32 protein-coding genes are annotated in these 22044 nt (G+C 56.4%); 31 read left to right on the top strand and 1 reads right to left on the bottom strand.

What is annotated here, in order from left to right:
- Window positions 1-194 precede the first annotated feature (194 nt).
- The 29 genes from ACR0A1_RS11940 (at window position 195) to rplQ (ending at window position 18227) form a co-directional block, all read left to right on the top strand.
- Window positions 195-1229: a fatty acid desaturase gene (locus ACR0A1_RS11940; RefSeq protein ID WP_170567438.1), complete on the top strand. Its 1035-nt coding sequence runs from the start codon at window positions 195-197 to the stop codon at window positions 1227-1229.
- 307 nt (window positions 1230-1536) lie between these two features.
- Complete coding sequence (rplB, locus tag ACR0A1_RS11935) at window positions 1537-2379, top strand: 50S ribosomal protein L2 (RefSeq protein ID WP_008757664.1); 843 nt, start codon at window positions 1537-1539, stop codon at window positions 2377-2379.
- Between the two features lie 3 nt (window positions 2380-2382).
- Window positions 2383-2661, top strand: a complete 279-nt coding sequence (gene rpsS / locus ACR0A1_RS11930; RefSeq protein ID WP_058260876.1) for a 30S ribosomal protein S19 — start codon at window positions 2383-2385, stop codon at window positions 2659-2661.
- 3 nt (window positions 2662-2664) lie between these two features.
- Window positions 2665-3045 (top strand): 50S ribosomal protein L22, encoded by a 381-nt coding sequence (rplV, locus tag ACR0A1_RS11925; RefSeq protein ID WP_039538267.1) that lies wholly within the window; start codon window positions 2665-2667, stop codon window positions 3043-3045.
- The gene (gene rpsC / locus ACR0A1_RS11920; protein ID WP_008758042.1) at window positions 3045-3755 is read left to right on the top strand and encodes a 30S ribosomal protein S3; all 711 of its coding nucleotides are present in this window, start codon (window positions 3045-3047) and stop codon (window positions 3753-3755) included. The genes rplV and rpsC overlap by 1 nt, the downstream gene beginning before the upstream one ends.
- Window positions 3756-3767: 12 nt before the next feature.
- Window positions 3768-4181, top strand: a complete 414-nt coding sequence (gene rplP / locus ACR0A1_RS11915; RefSeq protein ID WP_039538270.1) for a 50S ribosomal protein L16 — start codon at window positions 3768-3770, stop codon at window positions 4179-4181.
- Between the two features lie 161 nt (window positions 4182-4342).
- Complete coding sequence (locus ACR0A1_RS11910) at window positions 4343-4891, top strand: amino acid synthesis family protein (protein ID WP_170424539.1); 549 nt, start codon at window positions 4343-4345, stop codon at window positions 4889-4891.
- 40 nt (window positions 4892-4931) lie between these two features.
- Window positions 4932-5552: a 2OG-Fe(II) oxygenase family protein gene (locus ACR0A1_RS11905; protein ID WP_480867623.1), complete on the top strand. Its 621-nt coding sequence runs from the start codon at window positions 4932-4934 to the stop codon at window positions 5550-5552.
- A gap of 54 nt (window positions 5553-5606) precedes the next feature.
- On the top strand, window positions 5607-6389 hold the full coding sequence (locus ACR0A1_RS11900) for an SDR family NAD(P)-dependent oxidoreductase (protein WP_480867622.1): 783 nt from the start codon (window positions 5607-5609) through the stop codon (window positions 6387-6389).
- A gap of 272 nt (window positions 6390-6661) precedes the next feature.
- Window positions 6662-6868, top strand: a complete 207-nt coding sequence (rpmC, locus tag ACR0A1_RS11895) for a 50S ribosomal protein L29 (RefSeq protein WP_010437082.1) — start codon at window positions 6662-6664, stop codon at window positions 6866-6868.
- Window positions 6869-6872: 4 nt separating this feature from the next.
- Window positions 6873-7103 (top strand): 30S ribosomal protein S17, encoded by a 231-nt coding sequence (gene rpsQ / locus ACR0A1_RS11890; protein ID WP_068340771.1) that lies wholly within the window; start codon window positions 6873-6875, stop codon window positions 7101-7103.
- Window positions 7104-7178: 75 nt separating this feature from the next.
- Entirely contained in the window at window positions 7179-7547 is a 369-nt protein-coding gene (rplN, locus tag ACR0A1_RS11885; protein ID WP_008757934.1) for a 50S ribosomal protein L14, read from the top strand.
- A gap of 2 nt (window positions 7548-7549) precedes the next feature.
- On the top strand, window positions 7550-7861 hold the full coding sequence (gene rplX / locus ACR0A1_RS11880) for a 50S ribosomal protein L24 (protein WP_010437096.1): 312 nt from the start codon (window positions 7550-7552) through the stop codon (window positions 7859-7861).
- The gene (rplE, locus tag ACR0A1_RS11875; RefSeq protein ID WP_010437097.1) at window positions 7854-8414 is read left to right on the top strand and encodes a 50S ribosomal protein L5; all 561 of its coding nucleotides are present in this window, start codon (window positions 7854-7856) and stop codon (window positions 8412-8414) included. The genes rplX and rplE overlap by 8 nt, the downstream gene beginning before the upstream one ends.
- A gap of 19 nt (window positions 8415-8433) precedes the next feature.
- Window positions 8434-8739 carry a 30S ribosomal protein S14 gene (gene rpsN / locus ACR0A1_RS11870; RefSeq protein WP_010437098.1) on the top strand — a complete coding sequence of 102 codons (306 nt, stop codon included), beginning with the start codon at window positions 8434-8436 and terminating at the stop codon, window positions 8737-8739.
- A gap of 13 nt (window positions 8740-8752) precedes the next feature.
- Window positions 8753-9145, top strand: coding sequence for a 30S ribosomal protein S8 (gene rpsH / locus ACR0A1_RS11865; RefSeq protein ID WP_010437099.1), 393 nt, complete (start codon window positions 8753-8755; stop codon window positions 9143-9145).
- Between the two features lie 11 nt (window positions 9146-9156).
- Entirely contained in the window at window positions 9157-9690 is a 534-nt protein-coding gene (gene rplF, locus ACR0A1_RS11860; protein ID WP_170392896.1) for a 50S ribosomal protein L6, read from the top strand.
- Between the two features lie 11 nt (window positions 9691-9701).
- Window positions 9702-10061: a 50S ribosomal protein L18 gene (gene rplR / locus ACR0A1_RS11855; RefSeq protein WP_170392895.1), complete on the top strand. Its 360-nt coding sequence runs from the start codon at window positions 9702-9704 to the stop codon at window positions 10059-10061.
- A gap of 116 nt (window positions 10062-10177) precedes the next feature.
- Complete coding sequence (rpsE, locus tag ACR0A1_RS11850) at window positions 10178-10747, top strand: 30S ribosomal protein S5 (RefSeq protein ID WP_039538294.1); 570 nt, start codon at window positions 10178-10180, stop codon at window positions 10745-10747.
- Between the two features lie 12 nt (window positions 10748-10759).
- The gene (rpmD, locus tag ACR0A1_RS11845) at window positions 10760-10948 is read left to right on the top strand and encodes a 50S ribosomal protein L30 (protein ID WP_039538297.1); all 189 of its coding nucleotides are present in this window, start codon (window positions 10760-10762) and stop codon (window positions 10946-10948) included.
- Window positions 10949-11140: 192 nt separating this feature from the next.
- Entirely contained in the window at window positions 11141-12010 is an 870-nt protein-coding gene (locus ACR0A1_RS11840; RefSeq protein ID WP_480867618.1) for a hypothetical protein, read from the top strand.
- Window positions 12011-12226: 216 nt separating this feature from the next.
- Complete coding sequence (locus ACR0A1_RS11835) at window positions 12227-12442, top strand: DUF1127 domain-containing protein (protein WP_480615779.1); 216 nt, start codon at window positions 12227-12229, stop codon at window positions 12440-12442.
- A 201-nt stretch (window positions 12443-12643) separates the two neighbouring features.
- On the top strand, window positions 12644-13117 hold the full coding sequence (gene rplO / locus ACR0A1_RS11830) for a 50S ribosomal protein L15 (RefSeq protein WP_170567425.1): 474 nt from the start codon (window positions 12644-12646) through the stop codon (window positions 13115-13117).
- A 109-nt stretch (window positions 13118-13226) separates the two neighbouring features.
- Window positions 13227-14591, top strand: coding sequence for a preprotein translocase subunit SecY (gene secY / locus ACR0A1_RS11825; protein WP_170392890.1), 1365 nt, complete (start codon window positions 13227-13229; stop codon window positions 14589-14591).
- Window positions 14588-15232, top strand: a complete 645-nt coding sequence (locus ACR0A1_RS11820; protein ID WP_170424551.1) for an adenylate kinase — start codon at window positions 14588-14590, stop codon at window positions 15230-15232. Before secY ends, ACR0A1_RS11820 begins: the two co-directional genes overlap by 4 nt.
- A gap of 549 nt (window positions 15233-15781) precedes the next feature.
- Window positions 15782-16150: a 30S ribosomal protein S13 gene (gene rpsM, locus ACR0A1_RS11815; protein ID WP_008757392.1), complete on the top strand. Its 369-nt coding sequence runs from the start codon at window positions 15782-15784 to the stop codon at window positions 16148-16150.
- Window positions 16151-16165: 15 nt separating this feature from the next.
- A complete protein-coding gene (gene rpsK, locus ACR0A1_RS11810) occupies window positions 16166-16555 on the top strand; it encodes a 30S ribosomal protein S11 (RefSeq protein WP_008757289.1) in 390 nt (129 codons plus the stop codon).
- 114 nt (window positions 16556-16669) lie between these two features.
- A complete protein-coding gene (locus ACR0A1_RS11805) occupies window positions 16670-17686 on the top strand; it encodes a DNA-directed RNA polymerase subunit alpha (protein ID WP_010437127.1) in 1017 nt (338 codons plus the stop codon).
- Between the two features lie 118 nt (window positions 17687-17804).
- On the top strand, window positions 17805-18227 hold the full coding sequence (gene rplQ, locus ACR0A1_RS11800; protein ID WP_170392888.1) for a 50S ribosomal protein L17: 423 nt from the start codon (window positions 17805-17807) through the stop codon (window positions 18225-18227).
- 87 nt (window positions 18228-18314) lie between these two features.
- Here the strand turns inward: rplQ and budA are convergent, their stop codons facing one another.
- The gene (budA, locus tag ACR0A1_RS11795; protein WP_170663165.1) at window positions 18315-19103 is read right to left on the bottom strand and encodes an acetolactate decarboxylase; all 789 of its coding nucleotides are present in this window, start codon (window positions 19101-19103) and stop codon (window positions 18315-18317) included.
- Between the two features lie 228 nt (window positions 19104-19331).
- On the opposite strand from budA, the gene ACR0A1_RS11790 reads away from it, so the two are divergent.
- Entirely contained in the window at window positions 19332-20717 is a 1386-nt protein-coding gene (locus tag ACR0A1_RS11790) for a trypsin-like peptidase domain-containing protein (protein WP_223117089.1), read from the top strand.
- A 3-nt stretch (window positions 20718-20720) separates the two neighbouring features.
- On the top strand, window positions 20721-22034 hold the full coding sequence (locus ACR0A1_RS11785) for a replication-associated recombination protein A (protein ID WP_480867615.1): 1314 nt from the start codon (window positions 20721-20723) through the stop codon (window positions 22032-22034).
- The last annotated feature ends 10 nt before the right edge of the window (window positions 22035-22044 follow it).

Below are 22044 nucleotides of genomic sequence, written 5' to 3'. Positions count from 1 at the left end.
CCACACATCGATATATCCGGCGGTCCGTGATTGGACGCGTCTTTGGGGAGAGGTAAGTGGCGTGCTCATGGGGGTTGTTCTTACGCGGCGACACAAAATTTTGAGCACTAAACTCTCATATTTTGCACAATTCGCTTGCTATGTCGCGCGGGTAGTCTATCCGGCTTCCAACAAACAAAAGACATGGCAGGCGCATGACCGAAACCTCTCTCTCGACCCGGGAAAACCCGGATAGAACTGCCGCGCGGGATTGGGTTTCGACGCTTGCCAAATACCGCGAACCTAATCAATGGCGCAGTTCCTTTGAGCTGGGTGTCAGCATTATCCCATTCTTTGTGCTTTGGGCGCTGTCCTGGATGGCATTATCCATCAGCTACTGGCTGGCATTTGCCATTGCGGTCCTGAATGCGGCCTTCCTGCTGCGCCTGTTTGCGATCCAACACGATTGCGGGCACGGGGCGTTCTTCAAGAACCGGACAGTCAGCGACTGGGTCGGACGGGTGATCGGGGTGCTGACCCTTACACCTTATGATGTCTGGCGCCGCACTCATTCTTACCATCACAACAGTTCGGGTAACTTGGACAAGCGGGGAATGGGGGATATCCACACGCTGACAGTGGCTGAGTACCAATCCAAGTCTCCCATGAACCGGTTCTGGTATCGCGTTTACCGCAATCCGGTCACACTGTTCGTACTTGGTCCCGGCTATTTGTTCCTGCTCCAAAACCGTCTGCCCTTGGGTTTAACTGGTAGCGCTCGGTTCTGGGTCAGCGCGATGGGCACCAATATAGCTATTCTGACCGCACTTTTTGCTGTCTACTACTATGGCGGCTTGATGCCGGTCCTACTGATTTTTCTGCCCTCAACCCTGATTGCGGCAACTGCAGGAGTATGGCTGTTTTATGTTCAGCACCAATTCGAAGAAACGCATTGGGAATCGGACAAGGATTGGCAGTTGCACGAGGCGGCCCTGCACGGAAGCTCGCATTATGTTCTGCCGCCGGTGCTACAGTGGTTCAGTGCCAATATCGGCATCCACCACGTGCACCATCTGTACAGCCGCATTCCGTTCTACCGCCTGACCGAAGTGCTGCGCGATCACGACGAGTTGGCAAACAGCAACAGGATGACCATTCGTGAGAGCATTGCCAACGCGCGGTTGCACCTGTGGGACGAAAAACACCGCCGCCTGTTGTCCTTCGCCGAGGTTCGCGCATTGTATCAGTGAGTGGCAAGCTACCTGAGTTCTTCCGGCCGGATAAGTAATACCCACTGATCGCGCGACTTGCGAAATTGGAACCTGGGGCAAATGTTGCGGTGCCTTTTTCTTTGGTCTCCATAAGAATCTTGGGCCGCACCCTATAGACACCCATCCTCAACACTGCTACACGCTCCCAATCTTGCGGCCTCGGATTCGTTCCGGGGCCTCTGATATTTGTAACCGGGGACCTTCGGGGCCCTATACCCTTGGCACCTACGGGGGCCTATCACATAGCGGGAAAATCCCCGCACTTGCTAAACGGAAGACAGAAAGCATGGCACTCAAGTCGTACAAGCCGACGACGCCGGGCCAGCGCGGGCTGGTGCTGATCGACCGTTCGGAGCTTTGGAAAGGACGTCCGGTCAAGTCTCTCACTGAGGGTTTGACCAAATCGGGCGGCCGGAACAACACCGGACGGATCACTTCACGCCGCCGCGGCGGTGGCGCAAAGCGTCTCTACCGGATCGTTGACTTCAAACGGAACAAATTTGATGTCGCGGCAACCGTCGAGCGGATCGAATATGACCCGAACCGGACCGCATTCATCGCACTGGTAAAATACGAAGACGGCGAGCAGGCATATATCCTGGCTCCGCAGCGTCTGGCTGTTGGTGACAAAGTCGTGGCATCCGCCAAGGCCGACATCAAGCCGGGCAACGCAATGCCCTTCTCGGGCATGCCCATTGGTACCATCGTCCACAACATCGAGATGAAGCCTGGTAAAGGCGGTCAGATCGCACGTGCGGCCGGTACTTACGCTCAGTTCGTTGGTCGCGATGGCGGCTACGCTCAGATCCGTCTGAGCTCGGGCGAGCTGCGCATGGTCCGTCAGGAATGCATGGCCACCGTTGGTGCCGTGTCCAACCCCGACAACAGCAACCAAAACCTCGGTAAAGCCGGTCGTATGCGCCACAAGGGCGTTCGTCCGTCCGTTCGTGGTGTTGCAATGAACCCGATCGATCACCCGCACGGTGGTGGTGAAGGTCGTACCTCGGGTGGCCGTACGCCGGTTACTCCGTGGGGTAAGGACACCAAGGGTAAGCGTACCCGCAACAAGAACAAAGCGTCCCAGAAGCTGATCATCCGCTCGCGGCACGCCAAGAAGAAGGGACGTTAATCTATGTCTCGCTCTGTTTGGAAGGGTCCTTTCGTCGATGCTTACGTGCTGAAAAAAGCCGAAGCATCGCGCGAGTCGGGCCGCAACGAAGTCATCAAGATTTGGTCGCGTCGTTCCACCATTCTGCCCCAGTTCGTGGGTCTGACCTTTGGTGTGTACAACGGCCATAAGCATATCCCCGTCAACGTCTCGGAAGACATGATCGGTCAGAAGTTCGGTGAATACTCGCCGACTCGTACCTATTACGGTCACGCCGCTGACAAAAAAGCGAAGCGGAAGTAAGTCATGGGCAAGGAAAAGAACCCCCGCCGCGTGGCTGAAAACGAAGCAATGGCGAAAACGCGCATGCTCCGTACTAGCCCGCAGAAACTGAACCTGGTTGCGCAGATGATCCGCGGCAAGAAAGTTGAGAAGGCTCTGACCGACCTGACTTTCTCGAACAAGCGTGTCGCGCAGGACGTCAAGAAGTGCCTGCAGTCTGCAATCGCCAACGCCGAGAACAACCACAACCTGGATGTCGACGAACTGATCGTCGCCGAAGCCTGGGTTGGCAAGAACCTGGTCATGAAGCGCGGTCGTCCGCGTGCCCGTGGCCGTTTCGGCAAGATCATGAAGCCGTTCTCGGAGATCACCATCAAGGTGCGTCAAGTTGAGGAGCAAGCCTAATGGGACATAAAGTCAATCCGATCGGCATGCGCCTTCAGGTCAACCGCACCTGGGACAGCCGCTGGTACGCCGACACCAAGGACTACGGTGATCTTCTGCTGGAAGACCTCAAGATCCGTGAGTTCATCAACAAAGAGTGCAAGCAGGCCGGTGTTGCCCGTGTGATCATCGAACGTCCGCACAAGAAGTGTCGCGTTACGATCCACACTGCACGTCCCGGCGTCATCATCGGCAAGAAAGGTGCAGACATCGAAGTTCTGCGCAAAAAGCTTGCTCGCATGACCGACAGTGAACTGCACCTGAACATCGTCGAAGTGCGCAAGCCCGAGCTTGACGCGCAGCTGGTTGCCGAGTCCATCGCTCAGCAGCTGGAACGTCGTGTTTCGTTCCGTCGCGCCATGAAGCGCTCGGTTCAGAACGCCATGCGCATGGGCGCCCTGGGTATCCGGGTGAACGTCGCTGGTCGTCTGGGCGGCGCCGAAATCGCACGGACCGAGTGGTACCGCGAAGGCCGCGTGCCTCTGCACACCCTGCGTGCCGACATCGATTACGCACATGCCGAAGCGATGACTCCTTACGGGATCATCGGGATCAAGGTCTGGATCTTCAAAGGTGAGATCATGGAGCACGATCCGCAGGCACGTGACCGTAAAGCACAGGAACTCCAGGACGGCCCTGCACCTCGTGGTGCTGGTGGCGGTCGTCGCTAAGGAGGGAAAGATATGCTTCAACCAAAGCGTACTAAATTCCGCAAGATGCACAAAGGCCGGATCAAGGGGCTCGCCAAAGGCGGTTCCGATCTGAACTTTGGCACCTACGGTCTGAAAGCACTGCAGCCCGAGCGCGTCACCGCGCGTCAGATCGAAGCTGCACGTCGTGCCATGACCCGTCACATGAAACGTCAAGGCCGCGTCTGGATCCGGATCTTCCCGGATACCCCCGTGACCTCGAAGCCAACCGAAGTCCGTATGGGTAAAGGTAAAGGCTCCGTTGACTTCTGGGCAGCGAAAGTAAAGCCCGGTCGTGTGATGTTCGAGATCGATGGCGTCAATGACGACATCGCCCGCGAGGCCCTGCGCCTGGCCGCGATGAAGCTGCCGATCAAGACCCGCGTTGTGGTCCGCGAAGACTGGTAAGCGATTGGGGCTATGGCCTCGCTCGTCACAAGATTTACCCTCGTCGGGAAACCGGCGGGGGTTTTCTTTTGGCTCGGCAGCCCGTGATTTCGTGGGTCCTGAAAAACGTCGACCTCCAGCCACCCCGCCTCTAGGCTAACTTGCAGGAATGGGAGGGCCCTATGGTTCAGCTGCGCAAAAAGATGCTCATTAAGGAAGTCATAACCACCGACCAGTTGGGCCAGCCTTGTGATCCGATCAGTCGGGTTGCAGCGCTGGCGGTGATGCAGAACCCTCTGGCCGGGCACTTCTCGGACGATCTTTCAGAGTTGTTCGAGATCGGCGCCATTCTGGGTTCGGAACTCGCCGCTGAGGCAGTTTCTCAGCTTGATGGGCCGCCGGTTTCGTACGGCAAAGCCGCGATTGTCGGCATGAACGGCGATCTTGAGCAGGGCGGGGCGGTGATCCACCCCAAACTCGGTGCGCCCATGCGCGCTGCGGTGGGCGGAGGTGAGGCGGTGATACCGTCCAACGCCAAGCTGGGCGCGCCGGGTTGCGCGATTGATCTTCCGCTGGGGCACAAGGACAATCCGTGGTCGTTCGATCATTTCGACACGATGACGCTGAACATCCCAGATGCGCCGAAACCGGATGAGATCGTGCTGTGCCTCGCCTATGCCGACGGAGGTCGCCCGATACCACGCTGTGGCAAAGGGCCCATCAAGACCTAAGCGGCTGGTCTTGCCGAGAGGGCTGGGGTATGCCCAGCCCATGGCACAGATTGAATCACTCTTCGTCACCCGTCTCTATCGCGCAAACTTGTCCGAATTCGATCCCAGGATCGACATGGAGGAATTGGAGAGTTCATGCCTTGTTATTGCTGAAGATGATGAGGCCGGGCAGGACTGGTGTGAAGCGAACGCGTATCCCGGCTACACCAGTTATGCTTCGCTGACCGATTTGCCTTGGCGATTTCCGATATTTGCCGATCTTGTCAAAGTGCTGGATCAGCACGTCGCGGCTTTCGCCAAGGATTTGGAGTTTGATCTGGACGACCGCGCGTTGAAGCTTGAGGATCTGTGGATCAATATCCTGCCCGAGGGCGGAATGCATGCCAGTCACCTGCACCCTCACAGTGTCATTTCGGGCACGACCTATGTGTCCATGCCGGAAGGGGCCAGTGCACTGAAACTGGAAGACCCACGTTCGGGCCGTATGATGGCCGCCCCGACGAGGCTGAAAGGCGGGCGTCGGGAATTACAGCCTTTCATCTACATGAAGCCACAGGTGGGCGACGTCCTGCTGTGGGAAAGCTGGCTGCGCCACGAGGTGCCGATGAACATGGCCGAGGACGAGCGGATTTCTGTTAGCTTCAACTATAAATGGGAGTGAAGCGTCTTAAAGCGTCAAGGTGAAAGCGCTCCAGCTACTTCGTCGGAGGATACTATGACCAAAACAGCTCTCGTCACAGGCGCATCAGCCGGAATTGGTCGGGAATTGGCACGTTATCATGCGTCGCGAGGCGGCAATCTGATCATCAGTGCGCGACGCGGAGATGCGTTAGATGCCCTCAGATCAGAGCTTGAGGCAGCCCACGATGTTACTGTCACTGCCATTCCGCTTGATCTGGGTGCTGTTGGAGGCGCGGAAAAACTTTATGAGGCCGTCAAGTGCAAAGACCTGACGGTCGACTACCTGTTCAACAATGCTGGATTCGGAGGGCATGGGGCTTTTTTGGATCGCCGCCTTTCGGACGATCTGGATATGATCCGGCTGAACGTCGAAGCCCTTGTCTCTCTGTGTCATCTGTTCGGCAGGGATATGATCAGTGGCGGTGGCGGAAAGATACTGAATGTCAGTTCGACTGCGGCGCATATGCCGGGTCCATTGCAGGCGACCTATTTTGCCACCAAGGCCTATGTTTCGAGTTTCAGTCAGGCGCTCGCGGAGGAGCTGAAAGGTAAGGGCGTCACTGTGACGGCGCTGGAGCCGGGCTATGTCGTGACCGAATTTGCTGCTGCGGCAAATCTTGAGGGCACGAAGCTTGTTGCCCAAAAAGGGGCGACCGCTGAGGCCGTGGCCAAAGTCGGCTATGACGCCATGATCGATGGGAAGCTCACGGTGATCAACGATAAGTCGCTCGCGTTTGTGCTGGGTTGGGTCATGCCGTTGCTGCCGCGACGCGCGCGCCTGAAAATGGTTCGGAAAATGCAGGAGAAAGGTGCCTGAGCACTTGGCCGCGTTTGTCGGGATCCAGAAAGGTCGCAGTAGTGATCTGCTGCCCGGTTTCAGAGGGCGGCGGTAATTTGGAAACAGGTAGTTTCATCTGCCCGAACACGGTTTGAAACTTTCCCTTGCCACCCACCCCCCAAACCCTTATACGGCGGCATCCTGCGATCTCCCGGCGTTGTCGGGCGATTCGTATGTCTATCATTCATCCACCAGGTCAAAGGTGACCCTGTAAGGGGGCCTTCTGGTGTTTTGAGCAAAGGAAAAAGGCGATGAACGCCCAAGAACTGCGTGACAAGACCCCGGACCAGCTCCGCGAGGAACTGGCCAACCTGAAGAAAGAAAGCTTTAACCTGCGCTTTCAACAGGCAACCGGTCAGCTGGAAAACACAGCCGGCATCAAAGCGGCCCGCCGCAATGCTGCCCGTGTCAAAACCATTCTGAACGAAAAGGCCGCTGCTGCGGCATCCGAGGAGTAATCAGATGCCCAAGCGTATCCTGCAAGGCACCGTGACCAGCGACGCCAACGAACAGACCGTAACCGTATCCGTCGAGCGCCGCTTTACGCATCCGGTTCTGAAGAAAACCATCCGTAAGTCCAAGAAATACCGGGCTCACGATGAAAAGAACGCCTTCAAGGTCGGCGACACCGTACGCATCATCGAATGCGCGCCGAAATCGAAGACGAAACGTTGGGAGGTTCTGGAGGCGTAAGCCCCCAGGACTTTTCATTTGTCGAAACCCTGGGGGATTTAACGAGACCAGCCCCCACAGGTCGGGAGAAACCACATGATCCAGATGCAGACCAATCTGGATGTCGCTGACAACTCCGGCGCACGCCGAGTTCAGTGCATCAAGGTCCTGGGTGGTTCCAAGCGTAAATACGCCTCCGTAGGCGACATCATTGTCGTCTCGGTGAAGGAAGCCATCCCGCGCGGCCGCGTGAAGAAAGGGGACGTCCGCAAGGCCGTCGTCGTACGCACCGCCAAGGAAGTCCGTCGTGAAGACGGCACCGCGATCCGTTTCGATCGCAACGCCGCCGTCATCCTGAACAACAACAACGAGCCCGTAGGTACCCGTATCTTTGGCCCCGTTGTTCGTGAACTGCGCGGCAAGAACTTCATGAAAATCATCTCGCTGGCTCCGGAGGTGCTGTAATCATGGCTGCTAAACTCCGCAAAGGCGACAAGGTCGTCGTGCTGGCCGGCAAGGACAAGGGCAAAGAGGGAACTATCACCTCGGTTGACCCGAAAGCCGGTAAAGCCGTTGTCGATGGCATCAACATCGCCATCCGCCACACCCGTCAGTCGCAAACCTCGCAAGGTGGTCGCCTGCCTCAGGCAAACCCGATCGAGCTGTCGAACCTGGCACTGCTGGACAAAAACGGCAAAGCAACCCGCGTTGGCTTCCGTATGGAAGGCGACAAGAAGGTGCGCTTCGCTAAGACCACAGGGGACGTGATCGATGCTTGATACCGCAAACTATACCCCGCGTCTGAAAGCTCAGTACGCCGAAACCATCCGTGCCGCTCTGAAAGAAGAGTTCGGCTACAAGAACGACATGCAGCTGCCCAAGCTGGAAAAAATCGTTCTGAACATCGGTTGTGGTGCTGAGGCTGTCAAAGACTCGAAGAAAGCGAAAGCTGCTGTCGAGGACCTGACTGCGATTGCTGGCCAGAAGGCCGTTGCAACCAAGGCGAAGAAGTCGATCGCGGGTTTCCGCGTCCGTGAAGACATGCCGTTGGGTGCGAAAGTGACCCTGCGCGGTGACCGGATGTACGAATTCCTGGATCGTCTGATCACCATCGCGATGCCTCGCGTTCGTGACTTCCGCGGTGTTAAGCCGTCTTTCGATGGTCGTGGCAACTTTGCCATGGGCATGAAAGAGCACATCGTGTTCCCGGAAATCGACTTCGACAAGGTCGACGAGGTCTGGGGCCTGGATATCGTAATTGCCACCACAGCGAAAACCGACGCTGAAGCAAAGGCATTGTTGAAAGCATTCAACATGCCGTTCAACGCGTAAGCGCCGGGAGGATTGAGACATGGCTAAAAAAGCAATGATCGAACGCGAGAAGAAGCGCGAACGCCTGGTGGCCAAATATGCCGCAAAGCGTGCCGAGCTGAAAGAAATCGCGAATGACGAGAGCAAGCCGATGGAAGAGCGCTTCAAAGCGCGTCTTAAATTGGCGAAACTGCCGCGCAACAGCTCGGCTACCCGTCTGCACAACCGTTGTCAGCTGACCGGTCGTCCCCACGCTTACTACCGTAAGCTGAAGGTCAGCCGTATCGCGCTGCGCGAGCTGGGTTCTGCTGGTCAGATCCCCGGCATGGTGAAATCGAGCTGGTAAGGGAGACATAGATATGAATGATCCTATCGGCGATATGCTCACCCGTATCCGCAACGCGCAAATGCGCGGCAAGTCCACCGTTTCCACCCCGGCTTCCAAGCTGCGCGGCTGGGTTCTGGACGTGCTGGCGGACGAAGGTTACATCCGTGGCTACGAAGCGACGACCGGTGAAAACGGTCATCCGGCCATCGAAATCAGCCTGAAATACTACGAAGGCACCCCTGTTATTCGCGAACTCAAGCGGGTTTCCAAGCCTGGCCGTCGCGTCTACATGGGCGTCAATGACATCCCGCAGGTCCGTCAGGGTCTGGGCGTGTCGATTGTCAGCACTCCGAAAGGTGTGATGTCGGACGCAAACGCTCGCTCCAACAATGTTGGCGGCGAAGTGCTCTGCACCGTCTTCTAAGGAGGTCTGCAATGTCTCGTATTGGTAAAAAACCGGTCGAGCTGCCCAGCGGCGTTACCGCCTCTGTGTCGGGTCAGACCATCGAAGTGAAAGGTCCGAAAGGCACCCGCAGCTTCACCGCCACCGACGACGTTACGTTGTCGGTTGAAGACAACGTGGTCAAGATCGATCCCCGTGGCATGTCCAAGCGTGCGCGACAGCAGTGGGGCATGAGCCGCACCATGGTCGCTAATCTTGTTGAAGGCGTAACAAACGGCTTCAAAAAAGAGCTGGAGATCCAGGGTGTTGGTTACCGGGCTCAGATGCAGGGCAACACCCTGAAGCTGAACCTGGGCTACAGCCACGATGTTGATTTCACTGCTCCGGAAGGTGTCACCATCACCGCGCCGAAGCAGACCGAGATCGTTGTGGAAGGTATCGACCAGCAGCAGGTGGGCGAAGTCGCGGCCAAGATCCGTGAATGGCGCCGTCCCGAGCCGTACAAAGGCAAGGGCATCCGCTACAAGGGTGAGTTCATCTTCCGTAAAGAAGGCAAGAAGAAGTAAGGACGCAAACAATGGCAAACAGCAAAAGAACCCTGTTTCTGAAGCGCCGCCTGCGCGTTCGGAACAAACTTCGCAAGGTCAACGCGGGTCGTCCGCGTCTGTCCGTACACCGTTCGAACAAGAACATCTCTGTTCAGCTGATCGACGACGTACGTGGCGTGACCCTGGCCGCAGCATCGACCCTGGAAAAGGATTTGGGTGTTGTGGGCAAGAACAACGTCGAAGCGGCCACCAAAGTGGGCGCGGCCATCGCCGAGCGTGCCAAGAAGGCAGGCGTCGAAGAGGCCTATTTCGATCGTGGCGGCTTCCTGTTCCACGGCAAAGTGAAGGCTCTGGCCGACGCTGCGCGTGAAGGTGGTCTGAAGATCTAAGACTTGCGGGCGGGTTTCGATCCGCCCCGATGATCCGGGGGCCTCGGCAGCAGTCGGGGCTCACTTGGATTGAACAAACGGCGCCGAGAAGCGCCACATGAGGAAAGGGATGCCAAATGGCAGAACGTGAAAACCGCCGGGGCCGTGGTCGTGACCGCGACGAAGCACCGGAATTCGCAGATCGTCTGGTTGCGATCAACCGTGTGTCGAAAACCGTAAAAGGTGGTAAGCGCTTTGGCTTCGCCGCTCTGGTGGTTGTCGGCGATCAGAAAGGCCGCGTCGGCTTTGGCAAGGGTAAGGCGAAAGAAGTACCTGAGGCCATCCGTAAGGCAACTGAGCAAGCCAAGCGTCAGATGATCCGCGTGCAACTGCGTGAAGGTCGTACTCTGCACCACGACATCGAAGGCCGTCACGGCGCCGGTAAAGTGGTTATGCGCACCGCACCTGAAGGTACCGGTATCATCGCCGGTGGTCCGATGCGTGCTGTGTTCGAAATGCTGGGCGTTAAGGACGTTGTTTCCAAGTCGCTGGGCTCGCAGAACCCGTACAACATGATCCGTGCCACCATCAACGGCCTGCAAAAAGAGCAGAGCCCGCGTTCGGTTGCCGCACGTCGTGGCAAAAAGGTTGCTGACATCCTGCCCAAGCGGGACGAAGCACCGGCTGCTGCTGAAGCAGAAGCATAAGGAGAGCGACCCATGGCAAAAACCATCGTCGTCAAGCAGATCGGCTCCCCGATCCGCCGCCCCGCCGAACAGCGCGCAACCCTGATCGGCCTGGGCCTGAACAAGATGAACCGCACCCGCGAGCTGGAGGACACTCCTTCGGTCCGCGGCATGGTCAACAAGATCCCGCATCTGGTTGAGATCATCGAAGAGCGCGGCTAAGCGCAGTCTCTTTCGCGAATTGAAAGGCCCCCGAAGATTCGGGGGCTTTTTTCGTGTTTGCGATTGTGTTTGTCCGCTTTGAGCCCATAGCGTACCAACCTCCGCATTGGTAATAGGGGTAAACTTATTCGGGATGATATCGCTTTGAATTTTCGAACCCTATTGGTGGCTCTAGGAACAACGTGCTCCACCATGCCCGCGTTTGCGGAATGCTTTGATACGCCAACATGGCATGACGAACCTCTTACACAGTCATTTTTGGACGGTTTGGGCGATGGCACGGAGCAAGACGTTAGGCGGGCCAGCTTGAATATGTTGCTTATGTCTAAAGAACCCGCCCACGAACAGCGGGATGAGTTACAGCGTCTTTTGATGCGTACGGCTTTATTGCAGTTCGATGGCGATAAAGGGGCACTAAGAAAGAAACTACAAGACGGGTCGCTTTACGATGTCATTCAACTCATTGATTTTTCCCGCTCAAACCCCAGAGACCAAAGCAGGATCATCGCAGCTTACTGGCTGAACGGGTGCGTCGAGAAAGCGCTGGAATTACTTGCCGCAACACCTAACTCACTAATAAGCCAATACTATATGCCGATTGCAGTCGGAGATTCCGAACTACTTCGCACCTTCGCACAACGTCTTGAGCCGGACGGATACCAACAAAGAAGACTGCTTACTTTTGCAAAGCTGCTTGAGAGCCCAGAATCCAAAGAGGAAACACTTCAAGAGTTTTTGGAATATCTGATTTCGGAAACGAAAGATGGTGATATCAACGATACGATTGATGGCGTTGGGCTACAGCTTGCTCTGGACGTCGCCCAAGGCCAACCGCCGAACTTGGAATTGTTTCCGATTGAAACGAGCTATGAACCTGACGAGATACAACTCAATGGAATACGGTTCGCTGCCTTTGTTGCATGGATGAATGCATCCGGGTTTTGCGATGCGACTTGGAAGACGGCTTTTGTCCTCTTAGGCACATCTGCCGAAATTATGCCGTTGAATCGCGGACTACTTGAAGCCTCAGTGATTAGGTGCCTAAAAAATCAAGACGTGTGAAATCCGACGGAGTCAAGGACGGTTTTGTCCGCAAAGTGGACATACGTTGCATTCAGAGTAGCCTGCGTACTCCCGCTTGCCATTCCCCCACCGCATATCGGCCAGACCAAAACGCGCGTTGTTAGCGATATCGAACACTCCTATCTGAGCCTTGTCCACAAAGGAACAAATGGAAACGCCCGGGGAATACGCCTCGGAACAGAAAGGAAATTAGATATGGCACATACAGCAACACTGACACATGGCGGATTCAACCTGAGCGCTCGTATTGCGAGCTTTGTTGAGCGCGTAAAAGAAAACCGCGCTCGGGCTGCAGAATACAGCCGCACCTATCGCGAACTGCAAAGCCTGAGCAATCGCGAGCTGGACGATATCGGCGTTCGCCGTTGTGATATCGCAGATATTGCACGCGACCACGCATATTGCGTGTAACACCCCAACCACTCACCGTTGAAGAGGCGCCATTTCGGCGCCTCTTTTGGTTTTTATCGCCAAGACACAACAAACCTTGCAACCAAAGCCGCAACGCTGTAGAGCGCTCCGGTGGATTTCCGTCCACGAGAATCAAAATCAAGAAATGCCGTGTTTGGCCCATCACGCTTCGGGGGTCACATCCGGCTTAGGAGAAGCGAAATGAAACTGAACGAATTGCGCGACAATCCTGGCGCCGCACCTAAACGCACCCGCGTTGGCCGTGGTCCCGGTTCTGGCAAAGGTAAAATGGGTGGCCGTGGTATCAAAGGCCAGAAATCCCGTTCGGGTGTGGCCATCAATGGCTACGAAGGCGGCCAGATGCCGCTGTACCAGCGCCTGCCCAAGCGTGGCTTCAATAAGCCGAACCGCAAGGCATTCGCCGTTATCAATCTGGGCCTGATCCAGAAATTCGTCGACGCCGGCAAGCTGGACGCCAAAGCTGCGATCACCGAGGACGCGCTGGTTGCGTCCGGTCTGGTCCGTCGCAAGCTGGACGGTGTCCGCGTTCTGGCCAAAGGTGAAATCACCGCCAAAGTGAACCTGGAAGTCACCGGTGCTTCGAAATCTGCTGTTGAAGCGGTTGAGAAAGCGGGCGGCTCACTGACGGTCACAAAAGCTGCTGCGGCAGAGTAAGCGCTTGTGAGCGGGCGCAGACCCGCTTACATAGACCTCAGAGTTTTCCAAGACGCCGCCCGAGCCGGAAAACGGTTCCGGGCGGTGTTTTCATAAGAGAGACCGATTTATGGTATCAGCAGCAGAACAAATGGCAGCCAACACAAGCTGGGCTGCTTTGGGCAAAGCCACCGATCTGCGCAACCGCATCCTGTTCACGCTGGGTTTGTTGATCGTCTATCGTCTGGGCACCTTCATTCCGGTCCCAGGTATCGACGGGCAAGCCCTGCGTGAGTTCATGGAGCAAGCGGGGCAGGGCATCGGCGGCATGGTTTCGATGTTCACCGGCGGGGCGCTGGGGCGGATGGGTATCTTTGCCCTCGGCATCATGCCCTATATCTCGGCCTCGATCATCGTGCAGCTGCTGACATCGATGGTTCCCGCGCTCGAACAGCTTAAGAAAGAGGGCGAGCAAGGGCGCAAGAAGATCAACCAATACACCCGTTTCGGTACCGTGGCTCTGGCTACCGTTCAGGCTTATGGTCTGGCGGTTTCGTTGGAATCGGGCGATCTTGCGACCGATCCGGGCATGTTCTTCCGTATGTCGACCATGATCACTTTGGTCGGCGGCACCATGTTCTTGATGTGGCTGGGCGAGCAGATCACCGCACGCGGCATCGGCAACGGTATCTCTCTGATCATCTTCGTCGGCATCATCGCCGAGGTTCCCGCAGCTCTGGCGCAGTTCTTCGCTTCGGGCCGCAGCGGTGCGATCAGCCCCGCCGTGATCGTGGGTGTGATCATCATGGTCATCGCCGTGATCACCTTTGTGGTGTTCATGGAGCGGGCCCTGCGCAAGATCCATATCCAATACCCGCGCCGTCAGGCTGGTATGAAAGTCTACGAAGGCGGCTCCAGCCACCTGCCGGTCAAAGTGAACCCGGCGGGTGTGATCCCTGCGATCTTTGCAAGCTCGCTGCTGTTGCTGCCGGTAACGATCTCGACCTTCTCGTCGGGCGCCACAAATGGCCCGGTGATGTCGTGGCTGCTGGCCAACTTCGGCCCCGGACAGCCGCTTTATCTGCTGTTCTTCGCTTCGATGATCGTGTTCTTCGCCTATTTCTACACGTTCAACGTTTCGTTCAAGCCGGACGATGTGGCGGACAACCTGAAAAAGCAGAACGGTTTTGTGCCGGGTATCCGTCCCGGCAAGAAGACCGCCGAGTATCTGGAATACGTCGTCAACCGCGTGCTGGTTCTGGGTTCGGCCTATCTGGCGGCCGTTTGTCTGCTGCCTGAAATCCTGCGGGGCCAGTTTGCTATCCCGTTCTATTTCGGCGGCACCTCGGTTCTGATTATCGTCTCTGTGACCATGGACACGATCCAACAAGTCCAGAGCCACCTGCTGGCGCATCAATACGAAGGGCTGATTGAAAAGTCCCAGCTGCGCGGCAAAGGCAAGAAACGCGGCAGAAAGGGAGCTGCTCGTCGATGAACATCATTCTTCTCGGCCCCCCGGGCGCAGGCAAAGGAACGCAGGCGCGTCACCTGGTTGAAACCCGCGGTATGGTGCAACTCAGCACCGGAGACATGCTGCGCGAGGCGAAGACCTCGGGCACGGAAATGGGCCAGAAGGTTGCTGCGATCATGGACGCGGGCAAGCTGGTCACCGATGAGATCGTGATCGGCTTGATCGAAGAGAAACTGACCACCGAAAAAGGCGCCGGTTTCATCTTTGACGGCTTCCCCCGGACGCTGGCACAGGCAGACGCGCTGTCGGCTCTGCTAACCAAGCTGGGCCAGTCGCTGCATACGGTGATCGAGATGCGTGTGGACGATGACGCGCTGGTGGACCGGATCACGGCGCGGTCAACCTGCGGCGGATGTGGTGAGGTCTATAACGACAACACCAAGCCGATTCCTGCGGATGGCAAATGCACCAATTGCGGCAAGGAAAATGACTTTGTCCGTCGCGCCGACGACAACGAAGACAGCCTGCGCACGCGGTTGATGGAATACTATAAAAAGACCTCTCCGCTGATTGGTTACTACTACGCCAAAGGCGATCTGCGTCCGGTGAACGGGCTGGCGGATATCAAGGAAGTTACGGCGTCGATTGAAGCTGTTTTGGGGTGATGCAGTCGACGACTGTTCCGGTTCCTGAAGATCTTGAAGAAGCATTCGAAAGATATGGAGAGCTTATAAAGGCGGAAAGCACTACGTTCAGGCAACGAACCTTGCCTGCTATTTGTGTGTTTACGGCTATCTTTATGTTTGGTCCGATACTCGGTTTCTTTCCACCGCTCAAATCGACAATATCGGTTGCCATCTTATTTTCTCTTCCATTCCTTGCTTTTAGATTTTTTGGAGGGAAACTCAGTGCAGAGCGTGAAGAGATACAGTGTAAATTTTCGGATCAAGGCCTCCGGATTTGCCACGATATGTCGCATCGGGTCGATGTGGTGAGGGAATGAAATTCCAACCTCACTTTGTATGGCTTGACGATCCTCTTAAAAGTCTCTACGCACCCCCATCCCTAAAGGGAATCAAGACCGCATGCGGGATTCGTCCCAATTGCCCCGACCACCTCGAATAATACTGGACCCTCTGGCGTCACTGCCACGGTCAAGTGTTGTGAAAAAAGGTTCCGGAGTTACGGAACCGCAACAAAAAGGAAAGTGACACGTGGCACGTATTGCCGGCGTAAACATCCCGACTGCAAAGCGGGTACCAATCGCCCTCACATATATCACCGGTATCGGAAACACCTCGGCCAAAGCGATCTGCGAAGCCGTAGGCATTGAAGCGCACCGTCGCGTCAATGAACTGTCCGACGCCGAAGTTCTGGCCATCCGCGAGCACATCGATGCAAACTTCACCGTCGAAGGTGACCTGCGTCGTGAAGTTCAGATGAACGTCAAGCGCCTGATGGACCTGGGCTGCTATCGCGGTCTGCGTCACCGCCGCAACCTGCCGGTTCGCGGTCAGCGTACCCACACCAATGCTCGTACCCGCAAAGGCCCCGCAAAGGCCATTGCCGGTAAGAAGAAATAAGGGAGGGTCTGACCGATGGCACGTGATAAGACTCGCGTTAAGCGCAAAGAGCGTAAGAACATCGCATCGGGCGTTGCCCATGTGAACTCGACCTTCAACAACACCAAGATCCTGATCTCGGACGTACAGGGCAACGCCATCTCGTGGTCGTCTGCCGGTACCATGGGCTTCAAGGGATCGCGGAAATCGACCCCCTACGCCGCTCAGATGGCTGCAGAAGATGCAGGCAAAAAGGCGCAGGAACATGGCGTCAAGACGCTGGAAGTCGAAGTTCAGGGCCCCGGTTCGGGTCGTGAATCGGCTCTGCGTGCGCTGGCTGCAGTGGGCTTCAACATCACGTCGATCCGCGACGTGACCCCGATCGCTCACAACGGCTGCCGTCCGCCGAAGCGTCGTCGCGTCTAAGCGATTTTGAATTAGGCTGGGGCTGTGTTTTTGCACGGCCCCAGCACGTCATTTTGAACCTCGGGCGTCTGCACCTTGTTGGTCATGGGGCGCGGACAGGAATGGAGGGATTACATGATCCATAAGAATTGGGCAGAATTGATCAAGCCGACCCAGCTTGACGGCAAGCCGGGCAACGATCCCGCACGTCAGGCAACCCTGGTTGCAGAACCGCTGGAACGTGGCTTTGGTCTGACCCTGGGCAACGCGCTGCGCCGTGTTCTGATGAGCTCGCTGCAAGGCGCGGCCATCACCAGCGTTCAGATCGACAACGTCCTGCACGAGTTCAGCTCGGTTGCCGGTGTACGTGAGGACGTCACCGACATCATCCTGAACCTCAAAGGCGTGTCGCTGCGCATGGAAGTCGAAGGCCCCAAGCGCCTGTCGATCAATGCCAAAGGCCCCGCAGTAGTTACCGCTGGCGACATCAGCGAAAGCGCTGGCATCGAGGTTCTGAACCGTGATCACGTCATTTGCCACCTGGATGATGGCGCAGACCTGTTCATGGAACTGACCGTCAACACCGGCAAGGGCTATGTCTCGGCTGAGAAGAACAAGCCCGAAGACGCACCCATCGGCCTGATCCCGATCGACGCGATCTACTCGCCGGTCAAAAAGGTTGCCTATGACGTTCAGCCGACCCGTGAAGGTCAGGTTCTGGACTATGACAAGCTGACCCTGAAAATCGACACCGACGGTTCGATCACGCCCGAGGATGCGCTGGCATTTGCCGCACGCATCCTGCAGGATCAGCTGTCAATCTTCGTCAACTTCGATGAGCCGGAATCGGCTGGCCGCCAGGACGAAGACGATGGTCTGGAGTTCAACCCGCTGCTGCTGAAGAAAGTGGACGAGCTGGAACTGTCGGTCCGTTCGGCAAACTGCCTGAAGAACGACAACATCGTTTACATCGGCGATCTGATCCAGAAGACCGAAGCCGAGATGCTGCGCACTCCGAACTTCGGCCGCAAGTCGCTGAACGAGATCAAGGAAGTGCTGTCCGGTATGGGTCTGCACCTCGGCATGGATGTCGAGGACTGGCCGCCCGACAACATCGAAGATCTGGCCAAAAAATTCGAAGACGCGTTCTAAGCGCGTCTTCACAAATGCCCGGGCTGCCGGGGACCATATGGGCACTTCCGCCCCAAGGAGAGCCGGTGACACGCATCGCCGGCCAGACAAAGCAAAACGCGAAAGAAGGAACTAGAAAATGCGTCACGCACGTGGTTACCGCCGCCTGAACCGTACTCATGAGCACCGCAAAGCTCTGTTTGCAAACATGGCTGGCTCGCTCATCGAGCATGAGCAAATCAAAACAACTCTGCCCAAGGCAAAAGAACTGCGCCCGATCGTTGAAAAACTGATCACTCTGGGCAAGCGCGGCGACCTGCACGCCCGCCGTCAGGCCGCAGCACAGCTGAAAGAAGACAAAGACGTCGCCAAGCTGTTCGAAGTTCTGGGCCCTCGTTACGCCGAGCGTCAGGGCGGTTATGTCCGTATCCTAAAAGCAGGCTTCCGCTATGGTGACATGGCCCCGATGGCGATCATCGAATTCGTTGACCGCGACATCGACGCCAAAGGCGCAGCTGACAAAGCTCGTGTTGCCGCCGAAGAGGCCGCAGACGAAGAATAAGCCTTGGCTATATCTGAGTTTCAGCCCCCGCGTCGCAGACGCGGGGGTTTTCTTTTGCTCCGTGTGAAAATCAAAGGCCATCTAAATTTAATTGCTTTCGGCTTTCAGAATACCATCCGCTGACGCTCCCGCGGACAAATTGGCGTCAGAGAAATCCTCTGTCTCTGGCAGTTCCAGATGAAGAGACGAGGTGTGATCGATTTCGATCTTTCCCCGGGTCAATGTATAATCAAGTACGTGCCCACCGGTGGTCCGGTCGTCAGAGATGAAATGCAAGTGGTAACCCGGCACGCCAATCCCGACTGCGTAGTCAGGGCAGCGGAACCCGAGAATAGTTCCCTCCACGTTTTCCAATTCAAACTCGGCCTGCGTTTTGACCACTTCCAGCAAAGGTTTGTATGGCCGTTCCTGTTTCAAAACGTTTCGATACCTAATGTGTTTGATCAATCCGGTGAAACGAACCGCATAAAACAAGTTCTTTGCATCGGCCATGTCATCCAAACCCTCCTCGAAACCGGATTTGTTAACAGGAGAATCCAACGCAAGCGAAATCGTCGGTTCAAAGTCAATGACGGCTGCGTATGGTGTCAGCGCGCCGTTATCCGCAATTGTCGCTTTGCCTTCCCCATCCAGGCGATAAGCGACACCATCCAGCACCACCATTTCTCCGTCCAGGGCGTTGAAGGTACCGAGACCGAAATCTCCGTGTTCCAGCAGCTGACCGATGGAAACAGTCCCATCATAGACCCCCTGCATGACGGCACTCAGTAGTGAGGCCTGGTAATACTCGTGGGCGTGCTCTTCCCGCACAAAGCTCTTATTTCGATGATGAGAGGCAAGGGCCGTTGCAAAGGTCAATTCCCGGTCTTTGTGCATGGTCGTTCCCTCTGATTGGATTCAGCGCCAAGTCCAACACATAACACAACTCCCTGTGAAACTTTTGCAACGCTTTGCGAAGCCATAATTCTGAAACTGGGTATTTGTACGAATAGCTCAAAAGAAAACGGTAGGTCCTCAGCATTGTCGAAGGCAGCGGGTTATGTAGCTTGCAATCTTTACATCGGCCCCGCATATCCGGTTGGCGATATTGCCGGAGGGCCGATGATGCTAAGACTATTGTGTTCCCTAGTATTGCTGATGGGTGCATTACCGGCAGCCGCAGAGACGCAGGTACCAAAAAGCCAGACCGAAATCAGCCTCGGGTTCGCCCCTGTCGTAAAGCAGGCTGCCCCGGCGGTTGTGAACATCTACGCCAAGATTGTGCGCGAAGGGCGGGCAAATCCGCTATTTTCTGACCCGTTCTTTCAGGACTTCTTTGGCCGTGGATTTGGGACGTCACGCCCCCGTGTGCAGAATTCGCTCGGCTCTGGCGTGATCCTCACTGGTGATGGGTATGTGGTGTCAAACTACCACGTTGTGGGGATGGCATCGGAAATTCAGGTCGTGACTACCGACCGTCGTGAATTCACTGCCGAAGTCGTTCTGGGTGACAAAGAAAGCGACATTGCAATCTTGCGGTTGGAAGAGGCAAACGATCTGCCTTTCCTGCAGATGCGCGATTCCGATCAGGTTGAAGTAGGAGAGCTGACGCTGGCGATTGGCAACCCCTTCGGCGTTGGCCAAACTGTTTCGTCAGGTATTATTTCAGGGCTGGCGCGCACAGGAACCGCAACCGGAAACGCACGAGGGTATTTCATTCAAACCGATGCGGCGATAAACCCGGGCAATTCCGGTGGCGCGCTGATCGATGTGAATGGTGATCTGATTGGTATCAATACTTCAATCCTGACCCGCTCGGGCGGGTCGAACGGTATCGGCTTTGCCATTCCGGCCAATTTGGTAGCCGAATTCCTGCGGCAGGCGCAGTCTGGAAACGAAAGCTTCGTAAGTCCTTGGGCAGGAATGGCCGGTCAACACATGAGCGCGGACATAGCCGAGTCTCTGGGTATGGCCATCCCTCTCGGTGTGGTGATTTCTGACTTGCATGAACTGAGTCCGCTGGCAGAAGCGGGTCTGCGGGTCGGTGACGTTGTCACTCATGTCGACGGAGACGAGGTGAATTCTCCGGCCGAGATGAAATTTCGCATGGCTGTTGCCGGGGTAGGTGGAAAGTCGGTCCTGACTCGGCTGCGGGGCGAAGACCGCTCGGATATTGAAGTGGCGCTGATCAAACCGCCTGAAACGCCTGCGGCGGATGAGACTACGCTGGACGAGGATACGGTCATGCCAGGTCTAATCGTTTCGGGTGTAAATCCGGCGGTGATCGTAAAGCTTGGCTTGTCGCTGTCTCAGACCGGCGTCGTGGTGGTTGATCCGAGCCGCTATGGCGGCCGCGCAGGATTGCGTGTGGGCGATGTCGTAAAAGGTATCAACGGAACCAGAACCGAGACACCGGAGGATATCATTCAGGCCCTGACCGATCCGGGTCGCCGGGTACAGATGGAGATTGAGCGGGGAAGCCGGTTAATCTCATTGCGGTTTCGGTTGTGATCCGTGAGTGATTTGTTCGATACCGGTTCTGCGGAACCAACCGCTTCGCCGCACAGGCCGCTTGCGGATCGCTTGCGCCCACAATCCCTGTCTGAGGTGATCGGGCAAGAGCAGGTTTTGGGACTAAATGCGCCATTGGGGGTGATGCTCGCGTCAGGTAGCCTGTCCAGCCTGATCTTCTGGGGCCCGCCGGGTGTGGGAAAGACAACCATTGCCCGGTTGCTGGCGCAGGAAACCGATCTGCATTTCGTGCAGATCAGCGCGATTTTTACCGGTGTGCCGGATCTGAAGAAGGTATTTGAGGCTGCTAAAATCCGTCGTCAGAACGGGCAGGGCACCTTGTTATTTGTTGACGAAATCCATCGTTTTAACAAAGCGCAACAGGACGGGTTTCTGCCGCATATGGAGGACGGCACGATCCTCCTGGTTGGCGCGACGACCGAAAACCCTTCCTTCGAGTTGAACGCGGCGGTACTCAGCCGGTCTCAGGTGCTGGTTCTGGAACGCCTTAGCCTTGCTGATCTTGAGCGTTTGACACAACGCGCCGAGAATGAGCTTGACCGCGCCTTGCCGCTAACGTCTGCCGCCCGCGAAGCGCTGCAGGAGATGGCAGATGGCGACGGTCGCGCACTACTGAACCTGATTGAACAGGTTGCTGCTTGGAAGGTGGACGCCGATCTGGATCCGGATGCATTGTCGACGCGCCTGATGCGACGGGCCGCAAAATACGACAAATCGGGGGATGAGCATTACAATCTGATCTCGGCCCTGCACAAATCGGTGCGCGGATCGGACCCTGACGCGGCGCTGTATTGGTTTGCGCGGATGCTGACCGGCGGCGAAGACCCGCGCTATCTGGCGCGGAGGATCACGCGGATGGCGGTTGAAGATATCGGTTTGGCCGATCCTCAGGCGCAATCGATCTGCCTGCACAGTTGGGAAACCTATGAACGGCTGGGCTCGCCCGAGGGCGAGTTGGCGCTGGCGCAGGCGTTGGTATATCTGGCACTCGCTCCGAAATCGAACGGGGCCTATGTGGGGTATAAGGCGGCGATGCGGCTGGCCAAGCAATCGGGCAGTGAACCGCCACCCAAACATATCCTGAACGCTCCGACATCGCTGATGAAGGATCAGGGATATGGTGCAGGGTATGCCTATGACCACGATGCCGAAGATGGGTTCTCGGGTCAGAACTATTTCCCGGATGATATGAAGCGCCCGGTTCTCTATCAGCCGGTAGAGCGTGGTTTTGAGCGCGAGCTGAAAAAACGGCTGGAATACTTCGCCAAGCTGAGAACGCAACGCAATCAGGGCTAGACTTGACTCT

The sequence above is a fragment of the Ruegeria sp. D6 genome, assembly GCF_056534365.1.
This window is presented reverse-complemented; position numbering and strand designations above follow the sequence as displayed.